Raw genomic sequence first — 23,458 nt, 5'->3', positions numbered from 1 at the left:
ACAGCCCGATTGCTGTATACTAACCATAGAAATCCACCGGTTTCCCGGTGAGAAGTGAGGGATACTATCATGAAAGTGATTCTGAAGCAGGACGTCAAGGGCATCGGCAAGAAGGACGAGATCCACGAGGTCTCCGACGGCTACGCCCGCAACTTTCTGTTCCCGCGCAAGCTGGCCGCTGTGGCCGACGCCAGCGCGGTGAATATCGCCCGGGGCAAGGAGGCCGCTGCCGACTTCCACGAGGCTGAGAACGTGGCCGCCGCTCAGGCTGTGGCCGCGAAGCTCGAGGGCAAGACCGTGGTCATCAAGGCCAAGGGCGGTGCCTCCGGCCGTCTGCACGGCAAGGTCACCGGCAAGGAAGTCGCTGAGGCTCTGGCCCAGCTGGCCGGTTCTCCCATCGACAAGAAGAAGATCGAGCTGGAGACCAAGGACATCAAGGACGCGGGCGTCTTTAACGGCAAAGTCCGCCTCCATGTCGGTGTCGTGGCTTCCTTCAAGGTCCAGGTAGAAGTGGAGCAGGCCTGATTTGACCGCTATCTGCGCCCCCTCTCGGCAGGGGGCGCTTTTTGGCTTTACGGCATTTATATATAAATAAAGCAGAAGGATAACGACCATGCCGAACGAACGACATTATAACGAACTCAACCTCGAGAGCGTGGGCATCAACCTGCCCTACAATATGCAGGCAGAGCAGAGCGTGCTGGGCGCGGTGCTGCTGAAACCCGAGACCCTGACCGACCTCGTCGAGATCATCCGGCCCGAGATGTTCTACACCCGGCAGAACGCTCAGATCTACTCCGAGATGCTCCGCCTCTTTACCAGCGACCAGACCATCGACTTCGTCACCCTGCTGGACGCCGTCATTTCGGACGGCGTGTTCCCCAGCGCCGACGAGGCGAAAGTCTACCTGACCGGCCTCGCCGAGACGGTTCCCAGCATCTCCAACGTCAAGGCGTATGCGCAGATCGTGCAGGAAAAGTATCTGGTGCGCCAGCTGATGGGTGTCGCAAAGGACATTTTGCAGGACGCGGGCGACGAGCCCGACGCCGACCTGCTGCTGGAAAACGCCGAGCAGCGCATCTATGAGATCCGCTCCGGCCGCGATTCCAGCGCCCTGACGCCCCTTTCTTCCAGCATGGTGGAGACTCTGACAAATCTGCAAAAGATCAGCGGCCCCGACGCCGACAAGTATAAGGGCATCCCCACCGGCTTCCGGCTGCTGGACACCGTCCTCACCGGCCTTGGCCGCGGCGACCTCATCATCCTCGCTGCCCGCCCCGGTATGGGCAAGACCAGTTTCGCGCTGAACATCGCTACCCGCGTGGCCATGCAGCAGAAGGTGCCGGTGGCCATCTTCAGCCTCGAAATGACGAAGGAGCAGCTGACCAACCGCATCCTCTCCGCTGAAGCGGGCATCGACAGTCAGGCGTTCCGCACCGGTGCGCTCCGAGCCGAGGACTGGGAGTATCTGGCCCTCGCCACCGAAAAACTGCACGACGCACCGATTTATATGGACGACACCTCGGGCATCACCATCACCGAGATGAAGGCGAAGATCCGCCGGGTCAATCAGGACCCCGCCCGCCCCAACGTGGGCCTCATCGTCATCGATTATCTGCAGCTGATGACCAGCGGCCAGCGCAGCGAGAACCGCGTGCAGGAGATCAGCTCCATCACCCGAAACCTCAAAATCATGGCTAAAGAGATGAACGTGCCGATCATCGCTCTGAGCCAGCTGTCCCGTGCGGTGGAAAAGCAGGGCAACAATTCCAGCCACCGCCCCCAGCTGTCTGACCTGCGCGACTCCGGCTCCATCGAGCAGGACGCCGACTGCGTCCTCTTCCTGTACCGCGACTCCTACTACGCCAGCCAGAACCCCGACGGCGCGGAGGTGGACGCCGACACCGCCGAGTGCATCGTGGCAAAGAACCGTCACGGCGAGACCAGCACGGTGCCGCTGGGCTGGGACGGCGCCCACACCCGCTTTATGGATGTGGACTTCAAACGCTGATGAACTACGAAGAGATCTTACAGACGGTGCGCGGCTTCTGCGCCCGGGAAAAGCTGCTGGACGGCAAAAAGCATCTCGCGCTGGCTGTTTCGGGCGGGGCCGACAGCATGGCCCTGCTCTGCCTCATGCGCCCGCTGGCCGAGGAAAGGGGCATCGCCCTCACGGTCTGCCACGTCAACCACGGCCTGCGGGGGGAGACGGCGGACCGGGACGAAGCCTTCGTCCGGGAGGTCTGCGCCCGGCTGGGCCTGCCGCTGCAGGTGTTCCATGCCGCTGAGCTGGAAGCCGAGGCAGGAAAGCCCCGGGCGGGGGAGGACTGGGCGCGCCGCCTGCGGTATGCCTGCTTTGAGCGGGTGCTGGCCGACGGGATAGATGCCGTCGCAACTGCCCATACTGGGAGTGACCAGGCCGAGACGCTGCTGTTCCGGCTGGCCAGAGGCACCGGCCTCCACGGCGCGGCGGGCATCCGGCCCAGCCGCCCGGGCTATCTGCGGCCTCTGCTCTGCCTGACGAGGGCCGACACCGAGGCTGTCTGCCGCGCCTGCGGCGAACGCTGGGTCACCGACGAGACCAACGACGCTGACGACTACGCCCGCAACCGTCTGCGCCACGGCGCACTGCCCGCCCTCTGCGGGGTCAACAGCGCCGCCGAGCGCAATCTGGCCCGCTTCTGTGAGAAAGCCGCCAAGGCGGACGAATACTTCGCCCGGCAGGCGGATGCGCTGCTGGCTTCGGCCCGGGCAGCGGACGCAAAAAGCCTGCCCGGCGGGGCGGGATACGCCCTGCGCAGCGGCCAGCCCGTGTGGATGTCAGAGCCTTTGCGGCAGGCCGACCCGCTCATCCTCGACATGGCCCTCCACAGCCTTGTGGAGCCGGTGCGGGACGCGGAGGAAAAATATATCCGCCTGCTGGCCGACCTTGTGGAAAAGGGCAGCGGCGCGGTGCAGCTCACCGACGCCGTCCGCTTCTGCGCCCGGGACGGCGTGCTCTGGCGGGAGAAAGCCGATAAAAACACCCGCCAGCAGGGCGAAAAAGCGGACGGTCCGAAATTTGAAGTATCCCTGCCGGAGGGCGGCGATTATCCGCTGCCCGGCGGCAGAAAGCTGCATATCCGGGTGGTTTCGGCCTGTTTTGAAGAAAAAACACAGGGCGTTCATAAAAAAGACTTAAAAAATCAGGCAGATTATGCTAAAATAAACTCGATATGTCCTGTTCTGCGGCTGCGCTGCCGTCAGCCCGGCGACCGCTTCCGTCCGGCCGGGCGGGGGATAGACCGGGAGCTGCGCAAATGGATGAACGAGGCGGGCATCCCGCCCCGGGAACGGGACACGCTGCCGCTGCTGGCGGCAGGCAGACAGGTGCTGTGGGTCTGCGGAGAGGGCTTTGCCGATGGGCTGGCCCCCGGGCCGGACACCGGGCAGCTGCTGCAGGTGAAACTAGAAAATTTTGGAGGAATCGAATCATGAGCATGAATGACGATATTTTGAAGGTCCTCGTTTCGGAAGAGGAGCTGAAAGCGAAAGTGGCTGAGCTGGGCGCTCAGATCAGCAAAGACTATGAGGGCAGAAACCTCGTTCTCGTCTCCATCCTCAAGGGCTCGGTGGTCTTTATGGCCGACCTGATGCGCGCTGTGAGCATCCCGTGCAGCATCGACTTCATGGTGGTGTCCAGCTACGGCGGCGGCAACACCACCAGCACCGGCCTCGTCAAGATCATCAAGGACCTGGACGGCGACCTCTCCGGCAAGGACGTGCTCATCGTGGAGGATATCCTCGACACCGGCATCACCCTGTCGAACCTCGTGCCGATGCTCAAGATGCGCAACCCGAACTCGGTGAAGATCTGCACCATCCTCGACAAGCCCAGCCGCCGCAAGGCCGACATCGCCCCGGACTACGAGGGCTTCGCGGTGCCGGACGAGTTCGTGGTGGGCTACGGCCTCGACTACGACGAGAAGTACCGCAACCTGCCCTACATCGGCGTACTCAAACCCAGCGTCTACGAAAAGTAAGAAATAAAACCAGAACTGGAGTTGATCCTTTTGCAACCTAAGAGACCTCGTATCAATCCGCTCATCCTCGCACTGGCGCTGGCCGCCGTGCTGATGGTCTGGTCGGTGATGGGCAGCGGGTCGGGCAGCACCAGCGGCTCGACCATGAGCTACTCCACCGTCGTCCATTACTTTGAGCACAATCAGGTCACGGCCTTCACGCTGGACCGCAACACCAGCGTCATCACCCTGAACCTGAAAGAAGGCGACCTGCCCCTGCCGGACGTCTCCTCCACCCAGAGCACGGTGCAGTCTACCGGCGGTCTGCTGAGCGGGATGTTCTCCTCCTCGTCGGGGTCCACCGGCGCAGTGCAGGAGGACGACGGCACCGTCACCGTCCGCTATAAACTGCCCTATGCCTACGTTTTCATCGAGAACGTGGACAAGTATATCGAGTCCTACGACGCGGCGAATCCCGACGCGCCCATGACCTACGACTACACCTCCCTCAAGGAGACCATCCCCTGGATGGAGATCATCTTCTATCTGGGGATGCTGGGCTGCACCGGCTTTTTGCTGTTCTCAATGATGCGGGGCGGCGTCGGCGGTGGCGGCGGCATCATGAATGTCGGCAAAGCCAAGGTCAAGGACGAGCACGAGAACAAGAAGACCGCCACCTTTGCCGATGTGGCCGGTGAAGACGAAGAGAAGGAAGAGCTGAAAGAGGTCGTGGAGTTCCTCAAGAGCCCCGACAAGTTCAACTCTCTGGGCGCACGCATCCCTCACGGCGTGCTGCTCGTCGGCCCTCCGGGTACCGGCAAGACCCTGCTGGCCCGCGCCTGCGCCGGTGAGGCCGGCGTGCCGTTCTACTCCATCTCCGGCTCTGACTTCGTCGAGATGTACGTCGGCGTCGGCGCATCCCGTGTGCGCGACCTCTTCGACAAGGCAAAAAAGACCATGCCCTGCATCATCTTCATTGATGAGATCGATGCTGTGGGCCGTCAGCGCGGTGCCGGTCTCGGCGGCGGTCACGACGAGCGCGAGCAGACTCTGAACCAGCTGCTGGTCGAGATGGACGGCTTCGAGGCCAACGATGGCGTCATCGTCATGGCGGCCACCAACCGTGCCGACATCCTCGATAAGGCCCTGCTCCGCCCGGGCCGCTTCGACCGTCAGGTCTACGTCGGCCTGCCCGACGTCAAGGGCCGCGAGGAAATCCTGAAAGTCCACACCAAGAACAAGCCCCTCGCCCCGGATGTCTCCCTCAAGGTCATCGCACAGCGCACCGCAGGCTTTGCGGGCGCTGACCTCGAGAACCTCGTCAACGAGGCCGCTCTGCTGGCTGCACGCCGCAGCCGCAAGGCCATTACGATGGAGGACATCGAAGAGGCTTCCATGAAGGTCATGGCCGGCCCCGAGAAGAAGAGCCGGGTCGTCACCCCCGAAGAGAAAAAGCTCACCGCCTACCACGAGGCAGGCCACGCTGTGGCGGGCTTCTACTGCAAGCACCACCCCCGTGTGCATGAGATCACCATCATCCCCCGCGGTCAGGCCGGCGGCTACACCATGTATCTGCCCGAGAAAGACCGCAGCTACGTCACCAAGGGCGAGATGTTCGAGGACATCGTGTCCAGTCTGGGCGGCCGCGTAGCCGAGCAGCTTATCCTGGACGACATCTCCACCGGTGCGTCCAACGACCTGCAGCAGGCGACGAACATCGCCCGCCAGATGATCACCAAGTACGGCTTCTCCGAGCGCCTTGGCCCTGTGGTCTACGGCACCTCTCAGGAGGAGACCTTCCTGGGCCGCGACCTCGGTCAGGGCAAGGGCTACAGCGAGACTACTGCTGCTGAGATCGACAGCGAGATGCGGGACATCATCGACGAGGCCTACGAGACCTGCCGCCGCACCCTGACGGAGCATATCGACCAGCTCCATGCGCTGGCACAGGCCCTGATGGAGCGCGAGAAGCTGAACGAGAAGGAGTTCAATGCCGTGATGGCAGGCGAGCCCCTGACCCCGCGTGAGGACCCCGATGCAAAGCCCGCCGAGGCTCAGCCCGCTGTCCAGCCTGTGGAACAGGCCGAGACCGCAGAGGCTGCGGAGCCTGCCGAACCTGCTGAGGCAGTGGATGCCGCCCCGCAGGAAGCCCCGGCCCCCGAAACGCCGGATGAAGGCGAAGCCAACCAGTAAACCAAGAGAAAGGGGAGAGTGTTGTGGAGGAAAATTTTGAACCGGTCGCGCGGACACGGGCCAACTATTACACCCCGGGCAGCCCGGTGCAGTTCGTCTGCGTGGAGCTGCTCAAGGGCGAAGTCAGCGGCGAACACGCGGTCTGTCTGACCTTTAAGAACATTTCCCGCGTGACCCTGACGGCACTGGAGATCCACTTCAAGTGCAAGGGCGTGGACGGCGTCATCCTCTGTGAGGACGAGTTCGAGTACCGTGACCTTACCGCAAAGCCCGGCGAGAGCTTCGGCATGGACGATGCCGTCTTTGTCACCCAGAAGGCCATCACCAGCGTGGACGTTACCCTGCGCAATGTCTACAGCGGCAATAAGGTCGTCCACCTCGAGAGCATCAAGCGGGTGCGCCTGCCGGCCCCCCGCCGCCTGAGCGTCGAGATGCAGAAGGCCCTCGAAGCCCGGATGAACCGCACCGGCATGAAGTTCATGCCCCAGGTCTTCGAGAACGGCTGGTACTGCGCCTGCGGTGCCTTCCACCCGAAGGAAGAGGACACCGTCTACTGCTCCGAGTGCGGCAGTGACCGCATCCTTTTGCAGAACGCGCTGAACACCCTGTTGCAGCCGGAAGCCCCGGTGCGCCAGCCAGAGCCGCAGCCTGCGGCCCAGCCGGTACGCCCGGCTGCGCCTGCGGAGGAGCCTACCCGCATCGTGGGGGCGGCGCAGGAGGAAGCCACCCGTATCATCCCGCCCCGGGCGGCGGAGCCTGCGCCCGGCTATGCGCCTGTCGCTGAGATGGACGCGACCCGCGTGGTGACCCGCGCCCCGGAGCAGGAGGCGACCCGCGTTCTGCCCCGCCAGCCGGAGCCGGTGCGCCCGGCCAAGTCCTTTGCGCCGGACGAAGAGGTGGAAAAGTACGGCACCCGTGTGGTACCCTCGACTCCCGCCGCCGCGCCGTCCCGCCTGCAGGCAAAGCCGCTGGACGAGGAGGACGACTGCGAAGAGGAAGACCCCCGCGACAGCATCGCTGAGACGCTCATCCGCTGGGTGCCGCCCATCACCGCCATCGTGTGTGCGGGCATCGCCCTGTGCGGCTTCGTGTATTCTCAGTTCATGATGTAAAATAGGATGTACGGCGGAGGAGGCAGAGGCTTCCTCCGCTTTTAATTTAAGGAATAACCTCTCAGTCTGCTTCGCAGACATGGCCGGGAGGTGGCACGCCGTAGGCGTGACGGAGAGGTTTAACAAGGAGAGATGATTATGCCTGACGAAGCTTTGCAGGCCGCGTTCGAGATCAAAGCGGCCTGCGACGACATCAGCCGGAAACTGCTGCGCTGGCACTGGGAGGAAAAGCCCGGCGCTCACAGCGTGGACGCCCTGATGAAGCATCTGGCCCAGCGCCAGAAGGAGAGCCCCGACTACTACGAGCGCCTGCCGGAGCTGAATGGCCGCACCGGCTGGCAGCAGCTGGATACCACCCTCTGTATGCGCATCCTGCTGGACCCGGAAAAGGACGCCGCCCGGCCTCTGGACCTGCTGGGCAATACGCCCCACCCGGCAGCGGCCCGCCGCGCTTGCAACGCGGTGCGGATGGCCCGCAACGAGGCCGCCCACGCCTCCGACAGGACCGCAGCCGCACAGGCGGCGATCCGGTTCAACGAGGCCGTGGAGGAGCTGGAAGCGGGCTATGAGGGAACGGCCCTGACTACCGGCGACCTCGAGAAGTATTACCGGATGGCGGAGGACTTTCTGTCTCGCTGCGGCGCGTCGGAGACCATCGAGCCTCAGAAGAAGGCTGAGGACGAAGCGCCCCGCCGTCAGAAGTCCCAGAAAAGCGGCAGCACATCCCGCAAGCGCCAGAGCGGCGGGAATCGTGCCGCTTCGGGCCGGGGGACATCCAGCCGCAGCCGGAATACCTCTGGCCGGAACAGCCGCAGCCGCCAAAATATGCAGACCACGGCCCGCCGCAAGAAGCGTCAGCGCACCCAGAGCCGCGCTCTCACCGTGGTGCTGCTGGCCGTCGTCCTGCTGGGCCTGCTGGTTCGAGCATGGACGATGGGGCTGATGAAGTAACACGCTCTACTGAGGTAGATTATGTGAGAAAGTGACCAAAAAATAACGTACTATAATTATAAAACGTCACTTTATCAATTTGATAAAGTGACCCTGACTGATAAAGTGACCCACTTTATCAGCAAGCCTCAGTTTATCACCTTGAGAAAGTGAGATTTTGGACGATGCTGCGTTAGAAAAATGTCACTTTATCAGATAACGCGCGGGTCTCGGAGGACATCTCAACTTTTTGGGATGTCCTCTTTTTGCATTTCCGGGACAGCCCCCTCATACACTGACGGACAAGGGGGTGTGCGGATGGAGCAGGGGATGGAGATGCTCTTTGCACTGTTCGGCGGGCTGGCGATGTTCCTCTACGGGATGGACAGGATGAGCCGCGCCTTGCAGCGGGCGGCGGGCGACGCCATGAAGCGGCTTATGGCCCGGCTGACGGCCACGCCGCTGCTGGGTGTCCTCACCGGGCTGGCCGTGACGGCAGTGCTCCAAAGCAGCTCGGCGGCGACGGTGATGGTCATCGGCTTCGTCAGCGCCGGGCTGCTGGAACTGCCCCGGGCGGTGGCCGTCATCTACGGCATCAACATCGGCACCACCATGACGGCACAGCTCATCGCCTTCGATGTCCAGACGCTGGTGTACCCGGTGCTGTTTCTGGGCTTCCTCCTCGACTTCGCGGCCCGCAGGCCCCGCTGGCAGGCCGTGGGCGAGGCGGTGTTCTCCTTCGGGCTGCTCTTCGAGGGCATCGACATTTTGGGCCGGGCTTTGCAGCCGCTGGCCGGGCAGGCGGTCTTTCTCGACTGGATGACCCGGGTGAAGGAGTCGCCGCTTCTGGGCATCCTGCTGGGCCTCTCCATGACCATGGTGGTGCAGAGCAGTTCGGCCACCATCGCGCTGCTGCAGAACGTGGCCCGGCAGGCTGGGCCGGACGGCATCCACAGCATGCTGGGCCTTGCCGGGGCGGTGCCGGTCCTTCTGGGCGACAACATCGGCACGACGGTCACGGCCCTGCTGGCCTGCATCGGGCAGGGGAAGGACGCCGCCCGCGCCGCACTGGCCCACAGCTGCTTCAACCTCAGCGGGAGTCTGCTGGCGGCGGTGCTGCTGCCCTGGTTTGTCCGGCTGGTGGAGCTTATCTCCCCCAAAGGTCCGGAGCTGGAAGTCATTTCCCGGCAAATCGCCAACGCCCACACCGCCTTCAACGTCTGCTGCGCCCTGCTCTGGCTGCCTTTTTTGCCGTGGATGGTGCGGCTGGTGTGTGCGCTGGTGCCGGAAGATAGATAACAGAGAAAGCCCGATGCGATGCATCGGGCTTTCTCTTACTTCTTAATTACGCTCTTCCGATACACCGCAAAGGCGATGACAGCCGACAGCACTTCCGTGACCCAGAAGGCGTGCCAGACGCCGGTGGGGCCGAGCTGGCGGCAGAGCAGCCACGCCAGCGGCATGATGAAGATGACGTACCGGCAGAGGGAGATGACCAGCGAGGCCGCACCCTTGCCCAGACCTTCCAGCGCGCCGGAAGAGGTGGTGGACACCGCCGACACCACAAAGCCGAGGCAGATGATGCGCAGGGCGGTCTGGCCGATGGCGATGGTCTCGGGGTTGGAGGAGAACAGGCCGATGAGGGGCGCGGAAGCGGCCATACAGATGACGGTGCCTGCCGCCATGATGACGGCGCTCATGCCGAGGGTGAGCTGGTAGAGCTTTGCCACGCGGGCGTGTTCTTTTGCACCGTAGTTGTAGCCGACGAGGGGGCGCATTCCCTGCACGATGCCGCTGGCGGGCAGATAGAGGAAAGTCTGGAGCTTATAGTAGATGCCCAGCACCACCACATAGCTTTCGGAGAAGGCCGCCAGCAGGCCGTTGAGGAAGGTGACCAGCAGGGAGGGCAGGGCCAGATTCAGGATGGCAGGCACACCGATGGCGTAGAGACGGCCTTCGAGAGAGAGGTCAGGCCGCAGGGCCTTCCGGCGCAGATGGACGGGCGACTCGGTGGTGCTGTAGACCACGAGGTAGATGACGAGAGTGGCGGCCTGTCCGATGCCGGTAGCCAGCGCCGCGCCTGCAATGCCCATGGCAGGCACCGGGCCGAGGCCGAAGATGAGAACGGGGTCCAGCAGGATGTTGCAGACACAGCCCGAGATGAGGGAGATCATGGTGAGCTTCATCCGGCCCACGGCCTGGAAGAGCTTCTCAAAGGCGAGGCTGGCCATGTTCACGGTAGCGAACAGGAAGACGATGGTGGAGTAGGTCACGCCCATAGAGACGATGGTGCCGTCGGCGGTGAACCGGGCCAGGAAGCCGGGCATGATGGCGGTAGCTGTCAGCGTGCAGAGGATGCCGTGGAGCACCGAGAGGGCCATGCCATGGGTGGCGGCGGCGTCCGCCCTGTCGTGGTCGCCTGCGCCCCGGTAAAGGGCCACGAGGGCGTTGATGCCCACGCCGAAGCCGATGGCAACGGCGTTCACGAAGTTCTGGATGGGGAACACGAGAGAGAGGGCCGTCATGGCCTGCTCGTTGATCTGGGCCACAAAGAGGCTGTCCACGATGTTGTACAGCGAGTTCACCAGCATGGAGATGACGTTGGGCAGAGCCATCGACACCAGCAGCGGGAACACCGGCTTCGTCTTCATAAAAGTATCGTTCATGGGGGCAAAAGCTTCCTTTCCTGAAATTTCCGCACAAGAAAAGCCACACAACGGCGGCTTGAAGCGGGCCATTGTGTGGCGAAAAGTAGCAAACATCTATGCTGTAAAAATCCACACGGGTTTTATTGAAGTGCTGAGAAATACGGTGCATCGCAAAAGCGGCGTTACGGGACGTCGCCGGACAGCACCGGGATGCGGGCCGGAAAGGGCAGTACGGGAAGAGCCTTTCTGACCGGCCTGCGATAGGATACCACGAAACGGGTGGATTGTCAAGGAAAAAGTATGACTTTTCACAAAAACCAGCATAGAGAGGAAGCTCAGCTGGATAGAGGACTCACAGGCCTGTCACATCCAGAAATTCAGGAACTTTTTGGGCCGGTGGGGAGTGAAAACATCCAGCTCCTCATCGTCGAAAAGTGCGTCGCCGTTCTGCAAAAGCTTTGAGGCAGTCTCTCTGCCCAGCTCCTTTTCCAGAACAGCAGCGGCTTCTGCCATCCGGGGCGGGCGTTTGTCCAGGGAGTGGGTGTCCGTCGAGATGACGTGGACAAGCTGCCACGAGATGAACTTGCAGAGCGTCCGGCGCAGTTTTGGAGAATCCAGCAGTGCGCCCGCGTTGATTTGGACATAGGCTCCGGCGGCCACCCAGTTGTAGAGCAGGGTGGGGTCTTCGAGGACGTAGGGGTATCGCTCGATGTGGGCGATGAGGGGCAGAACGCCCTGCTCCTGCAGGAGGGCGAAGGTCTGCCGGATGAAATGGGGCTTGTGGGTAGTGGGAAACTCCACCAGCATATAAGAGGTATCGCCGATGCAGAGTGCCTTGGCATCCAGCTCACAGAGCTTGGGGGAGAAGTAGACTTCACAGCCCAGCTTGAAGCGGAACTGCATGGCTTCCGGTCCGGTCGGAAGCGCGGCTGTCAGTGTCTCATAGGCGGCCGCACGCTTTTGCAGGAATGCATCGGGAGTCGTCCACTCACTGTTGAAGTGGCTCGTAAAAGCAATGTTCCGCACACCGTCTGCATACTCTTTTTCCAGCAGACGAAGGGAGATCGAAACATCTTTGGCACCATCGTCAATGTTAGGAAGGATATGGCAATGAAGGTCTGTCATGCTTCATCCTCCGTATGTACGGAATGCTTTTCTTTGCCGTTATGCTGCTTTTTTGACGTCAGGCCGCTCTTTTTGGCTGCTGACTCTGAAATGCCATCGGGGGGACCATAGGAATAATTACTATTATAGTAGTAATATCCGTACCCATAATCCGAGCGCTTGAGCGATTTTTTGGCATCATAACGGGTAAGAACGGCGCCAAGGACTTTTACGCCGGCATCCTGAAGCTTCTCGAGGGCTGTCTTGACGGCGTCGGTGGACGCATACTTGGAGCGGACGACGAAGAGAGCACCGTCCACGATGCGGCCGATGACGGCGGCATCCGTGACCATCGAGATGGGAGGCGCATCGAGGATGACGAAGTCATAGCTCCCGCGCAGCGTGTCCACCATCTCCTGCATCTGGGGCTGGCTGAGCAGCTCAGAAGGGTTGGGAGGGGTGGTGCCGGCCGGCAGGAACGTCAGGTTGGGGATGTCCTTCAGCTCGACGAGGGCGTCGGAGAGCGCCACTTGACGGGACAGGACGTTGGAGACACCTTTCAGATTGTGTCCGGCCTTCAGATAGCGGTGAAGGACAGGCTTGCGGAGGTCGCAGTCCACGAGGACGACCTTTTTGCCGCTTTCCGTCAGAGCCAGCGCCAGATTGACCGACACATTGGACTTTGCCTCTTCCGGGACCGTGCTGGTGACGACGAAAGCGTGGACATCGCCGGAACCGGACAGAAAGTTCAGGTTGGTGCGCAGAGCTTTGTAAGCTTCAACGTAGGCAAACGGCATACCCTTCTGGGTGATGAGCTGAAGCGAACGCTTGCTTGCCGAAGAGTTGGAGATGGTGTTTCGGTTGAACGGATTCCACATGGTATTACACCTCCGGGATAAGGCCGAGTACAGGAAGCTCCAGCTTTTTCTGGATGTCCTCGCTATCGACGATGTAGTCATGGAGCAGGTGGTCGAGAACCAGAATGCCGCAGGCCGCCACAATGCCGCCGAGAGCAGCGGTCAGGACGTACTTCTTCGTCTGAGGGAAGACGGGGTTGCTCGTGATCTCCACGTCGCTCACGACCTTGCAGGAGCCGGCCTCCACCTTGTCCACGATGACATCGGGGGCAGTCTCGGCGATGGCCTGCACGATCTTTCCGGCCAGGGCGGGGTCCTCGTTGGTGACCGTGATGGACATGATCTGGGTCGAGCCCACGCCGTCCACAGAGACGCAGGCCAGCAGCTGACGGTAGGTCATATCCAGACCCAGCTGCTCGATGACGTCGTTCAGGACGATGTTGCTCTTGATGATGACTGCATAAGTGTCGATGAGATTCCGGGCCGAGTTGATGTTGTCACTGGTAATGGAAGCATTGCCGTCCTGCCGGGAATTGACGATCAGATTGACGGAGGCCTGATAGCGGGGCGTCAATACGAAGGTACAGACCAGCAGGCAGATGACCGCTGCCGCAATGCCGGCCGCAGCGATCTGCAATGCGTGGCTCCAGAGAAGCCGCGCCAACTCGAGGAGGTCGATCTCATCCATGTCATGATTTTGTTCCATAATGTTTTTTCCTTCCTAACAAAATGAGATTTTCGGACAGGAAAATTTTATCATTTTACATCTGCACTGACAAGGGGATAGGATAAAATAAAAAAGGTGAAAAGCGTTTCCGACCTCTGGGAGCCATGCTTGACTTTCTGTTTGAGAGCCTTTACAATGAAGTCAAAAACAGGACAAAAGGGGAAAGATGCCATGAAATGGATGATCGCGTCCGACCTGCACGGGTCGGCTTATTACTGCAAGAAGATGGTGGAGGCCTTTGAGCGGGAGGGGGCTGACCGGCTGCTGATGCTGGGCGACCTGCTTTACCACGGCCCCCGGAACGATCTGCCCCGGGACTACGCGCCGAAAGAGGTCATCCCGATGCTGAACGGCCTGAAAAACAAACTCTGCTGCGTCCGGGGCAACTGCGAGGCCGAGGTGGACCAGATGGTGCTGGATCTCCCGGTGATGGCGGATTACTGCATCCTCCCGGCGGGCGAAAAGCTCATTTATGCCACCCACGGGCATATCTATAATGGAAAGAACCCGCCGCCGCTGGCCGAAGGGGACATCCTGCTCCACGGCCACACCCACGTCCCGGCGTGGACGGAGTTCGGGCAGAGGAACGTCTGCCTCAACCCCGGCTCCCTGAGCATCCCGAAGGAAAACAGTCCCCACAGCTATATGATTCTGGAAAACGGCGTCTTCTACTGGAAAGACGTAGAGACGGGAGAAATATACCACACCCGTGTACTGTGAGAAACCGGTGCTTGCAATTACCATACCGGTGTGGTATGATGAAGACGGAAACAGAGAAACAGGGTCTTTTGTCTCGGGTGCTGAGGGGTGCGCGGGGCCGACGGCCTTTTGTTTCCCATAAAAAGTTAGGCAAAACTAACAAAATGACGAAAAACGCACGGGCGGCTTGTGCAGTCTGCCCAGTGAATGACGATCCTTAGGAGGTACTGACCAATGGTTCAGACGACGCTGAAAGTAGACGGCATGATGTGCGGCATGTGCGAGAGCCACGTCAACGAGGTGGTGCGCAAGACTGCGCAGGTGGAGAAGGTGACTTCCTCCCACACGAAGGGAGAGACGGTCATCGTCTCGGCCCAGCCGCTGGATATCGAGGCCCTGAAGGCTGCCATTGCCGACACGGGCTATACCGTGACCGGCGCAGAGGAAAAGCCGTATGAGAAGAAGGGATTCTTCTCGTTTTTGAAGCACTGATGACTTCCGGCCCCGGGGTGGGGCCTATATAAGGAGGCAGGCAGAGATGAGGATACTGGTCTATGGTGCAGGCGTGCAGGGCTGTGAGCTGGCCCACCGTCTGCTGCAGAACAAAAAGAATGTCGTCACCATGCTGGCGCGGGGCGAGTGGAAGGAGAGGCTCGACCAAAGGGGCCTCGTCATCCGCCACTGGGCGCAGTGCCGCACCACGGTGGATCGGGTGGCCACCATCGACACGCTGGCCCCGGACGACTGCTACGACCTCGTTTTCGTGACGATGCAGGCCGGGCAGCTGCCCGACGTGCTGCCCATCCTCAAGCAGAACAGGAGCGAATACTTCGTCTTCGTGGGCAACGACCCCCACGCCGTGGAGGTCATGCAGGCCATGCAGCGCCCGGCGGATAAGATCGCCTTCGGCTTCCAGAGCAGCGGCGGCCACCGGGATGTGGATAAGGTCGTCAGCGCCCACGTCGGTGTGGGTATGACCATCGGCGGGGCTACCGCGCCCCTTTCGGGCGTCTTCCGCTACCGGGTCAAGACGGCTTTCGAGGGCGCAAAGTACAAGCTGACCTTCGTCAGCGACATGGACGGATGGCTCAAGTGCCACCTTGCCCTCATCCTGCCGGCCTGCTATCTCTGCTACGCCTGCAGCGGCGACCTCTCCAAGGCGACGAAGGAGCAGCGTGACCTGGTCCTCGACGCCGCGTGGGAGGCCTGCGAGATGCTGAAAGCCGCCCACATCCCCGTGGACGACAAGGAGAACACCGACTGCTACCGTGCCGGTACGCCCGGCCGCCGGAAGATGGACGCCATGGTCCTGGCGCTCTGTAAGACCCCGCTGGGCCGTCTCTGCGTCTCCGACCACGCGATGCATGCTGTGGCTGAGATGCAGTACCTCGATGAGGCTTTCGAAGGTCTGCGCACCCGGACGAGCGTCCAGATGACGGCGTGGGATACCCTGCGCAGCCAGATGCCCTCGTGGGACATCATGCGGAAAAAGACGGCGAAAGCAAAGCGATAAGTGCATGGAAAAAGAGGCAGATGCGAGTCTGCCTCTTTTTGTGTTTATTCAGCCCAGAAATCTTCCAGCTTTTTCTTCAGCTCCTTCGTATCCCTCAGATACTCCAGATGCCTCCAATGCTTCGGGAAGAGCCGGGCGTACTCGCTCTGGGCAAAGCGGTCGTCGAGGAGCAGCACCACGCCCTTATCTTCCTGCGTCCGGATGACCCGCCCGGCGGCCTGCAGGACTTTGTTCATCCCGGGCCAGCGGTAGGCGTAGTCGAAGCCCGCCCCGTTCTGGGCGTCGTAGTAGCGGCGCAGCATCTCCTGACGGGGACTCACCTGCGGCAGGCCCACGCCCACGATGGCGCAGCCGATGAGCCGGTCGCCCGCGAGGTCCACGCCCTCGCCGAAGATGCCGCCCATGACCCCGAAGCCGAGAAGCGTCTTCTCCGGGCAGGGCGAAAACCGCTCGAGGAACGCCGCTCGCCCGGCGTCGTCCAGACCGCTCTCCTGTACCAGTGTGCCGATGTCCGGGTAACGGGCGGTGAAGTCCTCCCACACCTGCCGCAGGTAGGCATAGCTGGGGAAGAAGGCCAGATAGTTGCCCACCCGGCTGGACGCCAGCGCCGCGAGGGCGTCCGAGATGGGCCGGATGCTGGCGTCCCGCTGGCGGTAGCGGGTGGAGATGGAGGGCAGACAGTAGAGCCCGAGGTTTTCTGCCGGGAAGGGGCTTTCCAGCGCCACGGCCCGGGCCTCGGGACAGCCGAGGACGGTGCGGTAGTAGCCCGGCGGTGTCAGCGTCGCGCTGAACAGCGCCGCCGCCCGCCCTGCCGAAAGGCTTGCGTCCACGAAGGGGGACGGGTCGAGGCAGAGCAGCTGCAATTCAAGGTCACTGCCCCGGGCGGTGAGCTGGGCGGCAAAGTGCTCGTCGTACCGTTCCGACGCCCGCAGGATGTCCTGCACCTCAAAGTAGAGATCCAGCAGGGCCGCGTGGGCTTCGGCGTCGGGATCGTCTTCCAGCCAGTCCTGCAAGGGAGCCGTCAGCGCCCGCAGCGGGGCCAGCAGGGCTGAGGGAAGCTCCTTGCAGAACACCGTGCCGTCCTGAGCGTAGTCGGCGGCGGGCAGCTCGATGGCGGGCGTCTCCGCAGATCCCAGCAGGGAGGTCTGGCCGCTGTCGTCCTCTTCGGCGGCAGTGCTGCCCCGGCGGGGCGCGAGGGTCGAGACCGCTTTCCGTCCCGCTAAAAAGGCTTTGTCGGCCTTGCTCAGAGCTGTCTTAAGGGTGCTTTTGCCCCGCCCGAGTGCGCGTTTTGCCTCGGTGAGGCTGCTCTTGCAGAAACGTGCCGAGTACATGGCCCGCGCCCGCTCAGGCAGATTGTGGGCCTCATCCACGAGGAAGAGCCAGTCGCCCGCGCTGTCGAAGAACCGCCGCAGATGCACTACGGGGTCGAAGAGGTAGTTATAGTCACCGATGATGACGTCGCACCACTCGCTCAGATCCAGCCCCAGCTCGAAGGGGCAGACCGTGAACTGCTTTGCGGCGTCGGCCAGCGCGGCCCGGTCGAAGCGGCCAGTGCCGTCGTCCAGAAGGGCTTTCAGGGCCGTGTTCACCCGGTCGTAGTAGCCGTTTGCGTAGGGACAGAGCTCCGGCAGGCAGGCGGGATGGCCCTCGGCATCCGGGTGGAGGCAGACCTTCTCCTTGGCTGTCAGGGTCACGCTGCGCAGAGCCAGCTTAGAATCAGACGCCCGCAGCCGCGCAATGGCATCCTCAGCGGCGGACTGAGTCGTGTTGCGGGCCGTCAGGTAGAACAGCTTCTCGCCGCAGCCGGTGCCGATGGCCCGCAGAGCAGGGAAGAGGACGCTCATGGTCTTGCCGATGCCGGTGGGGGCCTGACAGAAGAGCCGGACGCCGCTTTTAGACGGCGCGGCAGTGCAGGCGCGGTAGACTTCGCCTGCCAGCGCCCTCTGCCCGGGCCGGTAGGCCGGAAAGGGAAAATCCAGCGCCGAAAGGCTTATGCCCCGCTGCTCCTTCCACGCCAGCTGACGCTGCGCCCAGGGGGCGTACTGCTCGAGCAGATCCTGCAAAAACGCTTCCAGCTCTTCAAGGGTGAAATGCCGCACGAAGCGGAGGATGTCGTCGGTGTCGATTTGGTAGTAGGTAAGCCGGACGTCCAGCTTTTCCAGCCCCTGCTGACGGCCATACAGCGCCCCGTAGACCATTCCCTGCGCCCAGTGGCAGGGGTTCATGTCCTCGGCGATGTCGTCGGCGGGGACGGCTGTGGTCTTTATCTCGTCGATGACCGTCACGCCCGCCTCGTCGGTGAAGATGCCGTCGGCCCGGCCTTCGATGGTGAAGGGGATGCCCGCCGCCTCCCGTTCGCCGGAGAGGAAGACTTCGGCGGCGTAGCCTTCGCCTGCGGCCTTTTGGAGCTTGCGGTGGATGCGTGCGCCCTCGTTGGCGCGGTCGAAGCCGGTAAAGCGGCTGTCGATGCTGCCGGTGCGGAGCAAAAATTCCACCAGCTGGCGGACAGGCAGGCGAAAAGCAGGCATAGCGGGTCACTTCCTTTTAGAATATCATTCCAGCCCCAGCATCCCGGCGCACTGGGCGGCAGCTTCGTCCACCTTGCCGAAGTCCACGGCGGCTCGGTAGTAAGTCTCCAGCTCGTCGTGGCAGGCTTTGGCCTGTGCCATCAGGTCGGCGGCCTGTTCCAAAAGCTCTGCTGCCGCCCGCTCGTTGAAGCGGAGACGGGCGCGGTAGCCCGCCAGATTTTCCCGGTCCACGAAACGGGTACACCGGACGGCCTGCACGCCGGGCAGCTGCACCGGGTGCCACCGGTTGTCGGTGAGGAAAGCCAGCCGGAGGGCCGGGATGAAGAGATGGTCTATCTTGTCGTCGGGATGCATGGCGCAGGGGCAGGTGATGATGTGGTAGCCCCGGGCCAGCGCCTCGGCCCGGATGAGCTCGAGAAGCAGGCGGGAGACGGCGCCGTAGTCGTCATGGAAGACCACATACCGGTCGGCCAGCGCCTGTACGGTGCCGCGGTAGAAGACCGGCCCTTTCGGCGTGATGGCCGACAGCAGCCGCAGCTCTTCGCTGGCCGAGGCCCCCTCGGGCAGGCGGGGGAGAGTCCGGGCGCAGAGCCGCTTGACGTAGCGGCGGACTTTCTCGAAGTTGGCACTGCACGCCTCAGCCCGGCGGCTGTCCAGCAGCAGGCTCCCGGCAGATGCGATATACCGCGCGGCCCGGCTGCGCAGGGCAGTGTTCTGGGCGAAGAGCCGCTTCACCTCGTCGGCGTGGGCGTGGAGGGCGTCGGCGTCCAGTGTGTGGTACAGGCTCACCACCTGCTCCTCTGCGCCCGGGGCGTCCGGCTCCATGACATGGGGTGCGGTGGCGTCCACGATGGCGGCGCGCTTGTCGAGAAAGATGACGCCGTCCAGACTGTCGGGGTCGCTGGCGCAGTGGATGCGCTGGATAGGTTCCCCCTTCTGCTCGGCCTTGACGGCCAGCCGCTTCATCAGCGTCGATTTGCCGCAGCCAGGCCCGCTTTTGATGAGATACATCTGCATCCCCGGTTCCCGCCGAAGCGGCTCAAAATAGCCCTTGAACCCGGCGGGGGTGGTGGTGCCCAGAAAGAAATCAACAGAATCGCTGCGTACAGCATTCATACTCAAACACCTCACTTTTGCTATAGGGTATGCAAAAATGAGGTGGAGGGTGACAAATCAGTAGGTATGCTCGCACACCTCGTGTATTTTATCCCGCAGGGCCACGAAGTCGCCGAAAGCCTCCGGCTTGTTCTGGGGCTGACGGAGCAGGGCGGCGGGGTGGAACGTCCCCATGAAGAGGATGCCGTTCTTCTCAATAAAGGTGCCGTGCTCCTTCGTCACCGAAAAGTCGGCGCGTATCATCCGCTGGGCGGCGATGCGGCCCAGGCAGACGACGATTTTAGGCCGCAGCAGACGGAACTGCTCTCGCAGCCAGGGCATACAGGCTTCGCTCTCGGCGGGCAGGGGGTCGCGGTTCTGGGGCGGGCGGCACTTGACGATGTTGGCGATATAGCAGTTGGAGGCACGGTCGAGGTCGATGGCGAAGAGGTATTTGTCCAGCAGCTGGCCGCTGCGTCCCACGAAGGGCAGGCCCTGCTCGTCCTCGCTCTGGCCGGGGCCTTCGCCCACGAAGAGCACCTCGGCATTCTCCACGCCCTGCCCGAACACCACGTTGTGCCGGGTGGTGTACAGCGGACAGCGCTGACAGGCGAGACAGTCGGTTTTCAGTGTTTCCCAATCCATAAGCTCAGTATCCTCTCACAAACTAAATGACATTTTCTTAACAAATCATCGCACGATTTCTTCCTTAAAATATACCACAAAATTCAAGATTTGTCTTGAAGTTTTCTGACTCTGTGCTAGAATAAAAAAGAAGGGCATATCTGTGATGCCCGGAATAATTGCAAAGTAATTTCGGAGGTAATCAACAATGGCTGATATGTTTGCACCCCTGGTAGCCCAGCTGAAGGCAAACCCCAAGACGATCGTTTTTACCGAGGGCAATGACCCCCGCATCCTGGAGGCCGCAAGCAAGCTGCTGGCTGAGGGCGTGTTGAAAGTTGTTATGGTCGGCAACGAGGCAGAGTGCAAGGCTGCTGCCGCTGCTGGCAATTTTGATATTTCCGCTGCTGAGATCATCGACCCTGAGAACTACGCCGGCTTCGATGAGATGGTCAACACCATGGTCGAGCTGCGCAAGGGCAAGCAGACCGCAGAGGAGTGCACTGCTCTGCTGAAGAAGTCCAACTACTTCGGCACCATGCTGGTCAAGATGGGCAAGGCTGACTGCCTGCTGGGCGGCGCTACCTACTCCACTGCCGACACCATCCGTCCCGCTCTGCAGCTGGTCAAGACCAAGAAGGGCGCTCATCTGGTGAGCTCCTGCTTCATTCTGGACCGTGACTGCGGCGAAGAGGGCCTGAAGCGCATCGCTATGGGCGACTGCGCCGTCAACATCGACTACACCGATACCGTCGATAAGGCTACCGGCGAGGTCAAGGTCGCTGCTTCTGCCAAGCTGGCTGAGGTGGCTGTCGAGACCGCTAAGACCGCTAAGCTGTTCGGCATCGACCCGAAGGTCGCTGTCCTGAGCTTCTCCACCAAGGGTTCCGGCAAGGGCGGCACCGTCGCTCTGAGCCACGACGCTGTCATCAAGGCTCAGGAGATGGACCCCGAGCTGGCTATTGACGGCGAGCTGCAGTTCGACGCAGCCGTTGCTCCCGAGGTCGCACAGGTCAAGTGCAAGGGCAGCAAGGTCGCCGGTCAGGCCAACACCTTCATCTTCCCCTGCATCGAGGCCGGCAACATCGGCTATAAGATCGCACAGCGTCTGGGCGGCTACGCTGCCTACGGCCCCATCCTGCAGGGCCTGAACGCACCCATCAACGACCTGTCCCGTGGCTGCAACGCCGACGAGGTCTACAAGATGAGCCTCATCACCGCCTGCCAGTCCTGAGCTGACACCCGGTTGAACTGAAAAGCTGAAAAGAGCCGCTGCCGCATTCTGCGGGCAGCGGCTCTTTTGGCTATACATCGACTGTGGTTTATGGTATGATAAGCATAAGAAGCCCCGGCAGAGAAGGAGAACATTCGAACGTGAAAATAAAAGCTTTGGCCTTTGTCCTCATGGCGGTGCTGCTTTTGTGCGGCTGTGGGCAGAAGAGCGAAACGGCGGCTGCGGCCCCGGCTCAGGCGGTCACAGCGTCCGCTGTCCGGAGCAGTACGGCTCGTCCGGTGAGTACCGGCGTTACGCCGGAACAGTTCGGGGCGAAGGGTGACGGGATCGCGGACGACCTGCAGGCTCTGCAGGCCGCGATGCAGCAGGCCAGCGCGGCCGGTCGGCCTCTCGAGCTGACGGCGGGGGCGGTCTACCGCTTCTCCTCCTGCCTCGGGCTGCCCAGCGGACTGACCATCCAGGGAAACGGCGCTGTCCTGCTCAGTGATATTCAGTACCCTGACCTGAGAGAGGACCGTGTGGCGGTGGAGCTTATGAAAGACTCTGATGATGACCGCGCCCACGACGTCCGGCTGGAAAATGTGACCTTCCGGGCAGCGGACAGCTGTCAGGCCAACTATATGCTCCGGGTGATGCTCGCCCGCAATGTGGAATTTGTGGGCTGCACCTTCGACTGTGAGCCCAACGAGTGGGGGCGCGGCGCCGCCGACCTGTATGGCGGCAACGAGAATATCCGTTTTGAGGGCTGTGTATTCCGTCAGATGACCTCCGGCGCGTCCGGCGGCATCTGGGTGCGCAACTGGACGGACAGGGTGGAGAGCCGGAATATCCGCTTCCAGAACTGTGAATTTTACAAGTCCGGTGCCGACGAGCTGCTGGCGGTCTGGGGATGGGGCGGCGCGGTGCGGGATGTCGTCCTCTCGGGCTGCAGCTTCTATGAGACACAGACGCAGGAGGCGCTGGACGCCGATCATCGCCCGGTGTGGTTCATCACGCTGGGGCAGAGCGGTACCACCGACGTCCGGATGGAGGATTGCACCGTCCGTGCGGAGTATTGCGAGACCATTTTCCGTATGGTAGGCGATAAGACCCGCGCCGTCGTGGACAACTGCGACATCACCATGAAACAGCCGGACAGCATGGCAAAGCACGATATGAAAAAGGGCGCGAACCCCATGCTGACCCGGGGCAATGACCGTGCCGACGGCAGCACGGTCATCCAGAACAGCCGCATCACCCTGAGCGGCGACAACGGGCGGCGCATCTGCTATCAGCTCAGCGCCTTGAAAGGGAATACGCTGGACGTCTCCCTCGGCTACGGCATCGCCGGCACGAAGGAAGTCAGCGGCAACACCATCCGGGGCCGGATACGGCATAAAGTCTTTCAGGACTGCTCCGGCGTGGAGAATAACAATGTAGAAGTGCGGAGATTCTCGATTCTGGGATGAACCGCTCATAAAAAGGAGGTTTTATCATGCGAAGAAAATTTATTGCGGCGGTCACATCGGGCGTTCTGGCCCTGACGGTCATGGCAGCTCTGCCCACCCATGCGGAGGCGGTGAGCATCTGGCTTGACCTTACCCCGGGGACGGAGAGCGTCGAGACGTTCCAGTACAAGGACTATGCAGACCGCTATTCGGACGCCTACGAGCTCTATGGTTACGATGCTGAGGCGCTGTTCAACCACTATGAGACGGTCGGCAAGGCCGAGAACCGGGTAGGACGCTTCAAGAAGACGCCGGAAGAAGATGACCGGCATCCCTATGTGTGGGACGCCGATGAGCCGCTGGATCCGCTGCCGCCTTTGGACTTTCACGCGCAGCCGGACTGGTTCGATGCCCGTACCCTCCCGGAGAACCTGTCCAACGTCCGTATCATAAAAGAATATGAGCAGCTGGAAGCCTTTATAGAGAAAGACGAGTGGATCGGAGACCCCGTTCTGGTGCGGAAGGAAGAGCTCCTGAATGAGATGAGCAGCCGCGCCCGGAACTATAGAGGCCAGCGCGGCGGAGCTGACTATCTCCGCGCCATCAGTCAGGACATCGACGTGCTGCTTGATTTCATGGGATAAGGATGCTATAAGATGAAAAGGGAAGAGCCTCACCGCAAAGCGGTGAGGCTCTTCCCTTTGGTGGAGCACAGAGGGTTCGTCTGGCTCACGTGTGGTGGACGGACTGCAACGCCGGACGAACG

The 23,458-nt window shown here is 61.8% G+C and carries 22 protein-coding genes; 15 read left to right on the top strand and 7 right to left on the bottom strand.

What is annotated here, in order from left to right; all coding sequences use genetic code 11:
* Positions 1-69 precede the first annotated feature (69 nt).
* The 8 genes from rplI to AAAU26_RS13050 all read left to right on the top strand — a co-directional run bounded on the left by rplI (position 70) and on the right by AAAU26_RS13050 (position 9,535).
* A complete protein-coding gene (rplI, locus tag AAAU26_RS13085; RefSeq protein WP_015564738.1) occupies positions 70-525 on the top strand; it encodes a 50S ribosomal protein L9 in 456 nt (151 codons plus the stop codon).
* A gap of 88 nt (positions 526-613) precedes the next feature.
* The gene (gene dnaB, locus AAAU26_RS13080) at positions 614-2,011 is read left to right on the top strand and encodes a replicative DNA helicase (protein WP_015564739.1); all 1,398 of its coding nucleotides are present in this window, start codon (positions 614-616) and stop codon (positions 2,009-2,011) included.
* On the top strand, positions 2,011-3,477 hold the full coding sequence (gene tilS, locus AAAU26_RS13075; protein WP_227618382.1) for a tRNA lysidine(34) synthetase TilS: 1,467 nt from the start codon (positions 2,011-2,013) through the stop codon (positions 3,475-3,477). Before dnaB ends, tilS begins: the two co-directional genes overlap by 1 nt.
* On the top strand, positions 3,474-4,022 hold the full coding sequence (gene hpt / locus AAAU26_RS13070; protein WP_158394769.1) for a hypoxanthine phosphoribosyltransferase: 549 nt from the start codon (positions 3,474-3,476) through the stop codon (positions 4,020-4,022). The genes tilS and hpt overlap by 4 nt, the downstream gene beginning before the upstream one ends.
* A 93-nt stretch (positions 4,023-4,115) precedes the next feature.
* On the top strand, positions 4,116-6,194 hold the full coding sequence (gene ftsH / locus AAAU26_RS13065) for an ATP-dependent zinc metalloprotease FtsH (RefSeq protein WP_431834305.1): 2,079 nt from the start codon (positions 4,116-4,118) through the stop codon (positions 6,192-6,194).
* A gap of 23 nt (positions 6,195-6,217) precedes the next feature.
* Positions 6,218-7,306 (top strand): hypothetical protein, encoded by a 1,089-nt coding sequence (locus AAAU26_RS13060; RefSeq protein WP_217210283.1) that lies wholly within the window; start codon positions 6,218-6,220, stop codon positions 7,304-7,306.
* Positions 7,307-7,444: 138 nt separating this feature from the next.
* Positions 7,445-8,257 carry a hypothetical protein gene (locus AAAU26_RS13055; RefSeq protein ID WP_227618380.1) on the top strand — a complete coding sequence of 271 codons (813 nt, stop codon included), beginning with the start codon at positions 7,445-7,447 and terminating at the stop codon, positions 8,255-8,257.
* A gap of 297 nt (positions 8,258-8,554) precedes the next feature.
* A complete protein-coding gene (locus AAAU26_RS13050) occupies positions 8,555-9,535 on the top strand; it encodes a Na/Pi cotransporter family protein (RefSeq protein ID WP_227618379.1) in 981 nt (326 codons plus the stop codon).
* A 35-nt stretch (positions 9,536-9,570) separates the two neighbouring features.
* Here the strand turns inward: AAAU26_RS13050 and AAAU26_RS13045 are convergent, their stop codons facing one another.
* The gene (locus AAAU26_RS13045; RefSeq protein ID WP_227618378.1) at positions 9,571-10,902 is read right to left on the bottom strand and encodes an MATE family efflux transporter; all 1,332 of its coding nucleotides are present in this window, start codon (positions 10,900-10,902) and stop codon (positions 9,571-9,573) included.
* Between AAAU26_RS13045 and AAAU26_RS13040 the strand changes: the two genes are divergently transcribed.
* The gene (locus tag AAAU26_RS13040; RefSeq protein ID WP_217210274.1) at positions 10,901-11,134 is read left to right on the top strand and encodes a hypothetical protein; all 234 of its coding nucleotides are present in this window, start codon (positions 10,901-10,903) and stop codon (positions 11,132-11,134) included. The genes AAAU26_RS13045 and AAAU26_RS13040 overlap by 2 nt on opposite strands.
* A 113-nt stretch (positions 11,135-11,247) precedes the next feature.
* Here the strand turns inward: AAAU26_RS13040 and AAAU26_RS13035 are convergent, their stop codons facing one another.
* Genes AAAU26_RS13035 through AAAU26_RS13025 form a run of 3 tightly spaced genes read right to left on the bottom strand, consistent with a single transcriptional unit; the run spans position 11,248 to position 13,551 of the window.
* Complete coding sequence (locus tag AAAU26_RS13035; protein ID WP_158394762.1) at positions 11,248-12,009, bottom strand: tyrosine-protein phosphatase; 762 nt, start codon at positions 12,007-12,009, stop codon at positions 11,248-11,250.
* On the bottom strand, positions 12,006-12,866 hold the full coding sequence (locus AAAU26_RS13030) for a CpsD/CapB family tyrosine-protein kinase (protein ID WP_227618377.1): 861 nt from the start codon (positions 12,864-12,866) through the stop codon (positions 12,006-12,008). The genes AAAU26_RS13035 and AAAU26_RS13030 overlap by 4 nt, the downstream gene beginning before the upstream one ends.
* A gap of 4 nt (positions 12,867-12,870) precedes the next feature.
* Positions 12,871-13,551 carry a YveK family protein gene (locus tag AAAU26_RS13025; RefSeq protein ID WP_207676296.1) on the bottom strand — a complete coding sequence of 227 codons (681 nt, stop codon included), beginning with the start codon at positions 13,549-13,551 and terminating at the stop codon, positions 12,871-12,873.
* Between the two features lie 192 nt (positions 13,552-13,743).
* Here AAAU26_RS13025 and yfcE point away from each other — a divergent pair, with 192 nt between their 5' ends.
* From yfcE to AAAU26_RS13010, 3 genes are all read left to right on the top strand, one after another.
* Positions 13,744-14,292, top strand: coding sequence for a phosphodiesterase (gene yfcE / locus AAAU26_RS13020; protein ID WP_149793796.1), 549 nt, complete (start codon positions 13,744-13,746; stop codon positions 14,290-14,292).
* Between the two features lie 213 nt (positions 14,293-14,505).
* Positions 14,506-14,763: a heavy-metal-associated domain-containing protein gene (locus tag AAAU26_RS13015; RefSeq protein WP_158394759.1), complete on the top strand. Its 258-nt coding sequence runs from the start codon at positions 14,506-14,508 to the stop codon at positions 14,761-14,763.
* Positions 14,764-14,809: 46 nt separating this feature from the next.
* Entirely contained in the window at positions 14,810-15,784 is a 975-nt protein-coding gene (locus tag AAAU26_RS13010; RefSeq protein ID WP_227618376.1) for a ketopantoate reductase family protein, read from the top strand.
* A 44-nt stretch (positions 15,785-15,828) separates the two neighbouring features.
* Here the strand turns inward: AAAU26_RS13010 and AAAU26_RS13005 are convergent, their stop codons facing one another.
* The 3 genes from AAAU26_RS13005 to AAAU26_RS12995 are packed head-to-tail and all read right to left on the bottom strand — an operon-like array spanning position 15,829 to position 20,052.
* On the bottom strand, positions 15,829-18,312 hold the full coding sequence (locus tag AAAU26_RS13005) for an ATP-dependent DNA helicase (RefSeq protein ID WP_227618375.1): 2,484 nt from the start codon (positions 18,310-18,312) through the stop codon (positions 15,829-15,831).
* 24 nt (positions 18,313-18,336) lie between these two features.
* The gene (locus tag AAAU26_RS13000) at positions 18,337-19,428 is read right to left on the bottom strand and encodes a hypothetical protein (protein ID WP_158394756.1); all 1,092 of its coding nucleotides are present in this window, start codon (positions 19,426-19,428) and stop codon (positions 18,337-18,339) included.
* Between the two features lie 57 nt (positions 19,429-19,485).
* A complete protein-coding gene (locus AAAU26_RS12995; protein ID WP_227618374.1) occupies positions 19,486-20,052 on the bottom strand; it encodes a uracil-DNA glycosylase in 567 nt (188 codons plus the stop codon).
* A 187-nt stretch (positions 20,053-20,239) separates the two neighbouring features.
* Between AAAU26_RS12995 and pta the strand changes: the two genes are divergently transcribed.
* The 3 genes from pta to AAAU26_RS12980 all read left to right on the top strand — a co-directional run bounded on the left by pta (position 20,240) and on the right by AAAU26_RS12980 (position 23,336).
* The gene (gene pta, locus AAAU26_RS12990; protein WP_227618373.1) at positions 20,240-21,265 is read left to right on the top strand and encodes a phosphate acetyltransferase; all 1,026 of its coding nucleotides are present in this window, start codon (positions 20,240-20,242) and stop codon (positions 21,263-21,265) included.
* Positions 21,266-21,405: 140 nt separating this feature from the next.
* A complete protein-coding gene (locus AAAU26_RS12985) occupies positions 21,406-22,713 on the top strand; it encodes a glycosyl hydrolase family 28-related protein (RefSeq protein WP_227618372.1) in 1,308 nt (435 codons plus the stop codon).
* 26 nt (positions 22,714-22,739) lie between these two features.
* Complete coding sequence (locus AAAU26_RS12980; protein WP_207676291.1) at positions 22,740-23,336, top strand: hypothetical protein; 597 nt, start codon at positions 22,740-22,742, stop codon at positions 23,334-23,336.
* Positions 23,337-23,458: the final 122 nt, after the last annotated feature.

The sequence above is a fragment of the Faecalibacterium longum genome, from assembly GCF_040094125.1.
GTDB classification, from domain to species: domain Bacteria; phylum Bacillota; class Clostridia; order Oscillospirales; family Ruminococcaceae; genus Faecalibacterium; species Faecalibacterium longum.
Note: the sequence above shows the minus strand (reverse complement) of the source record. Positions and strands in the feature narration are given on the sequence as shown.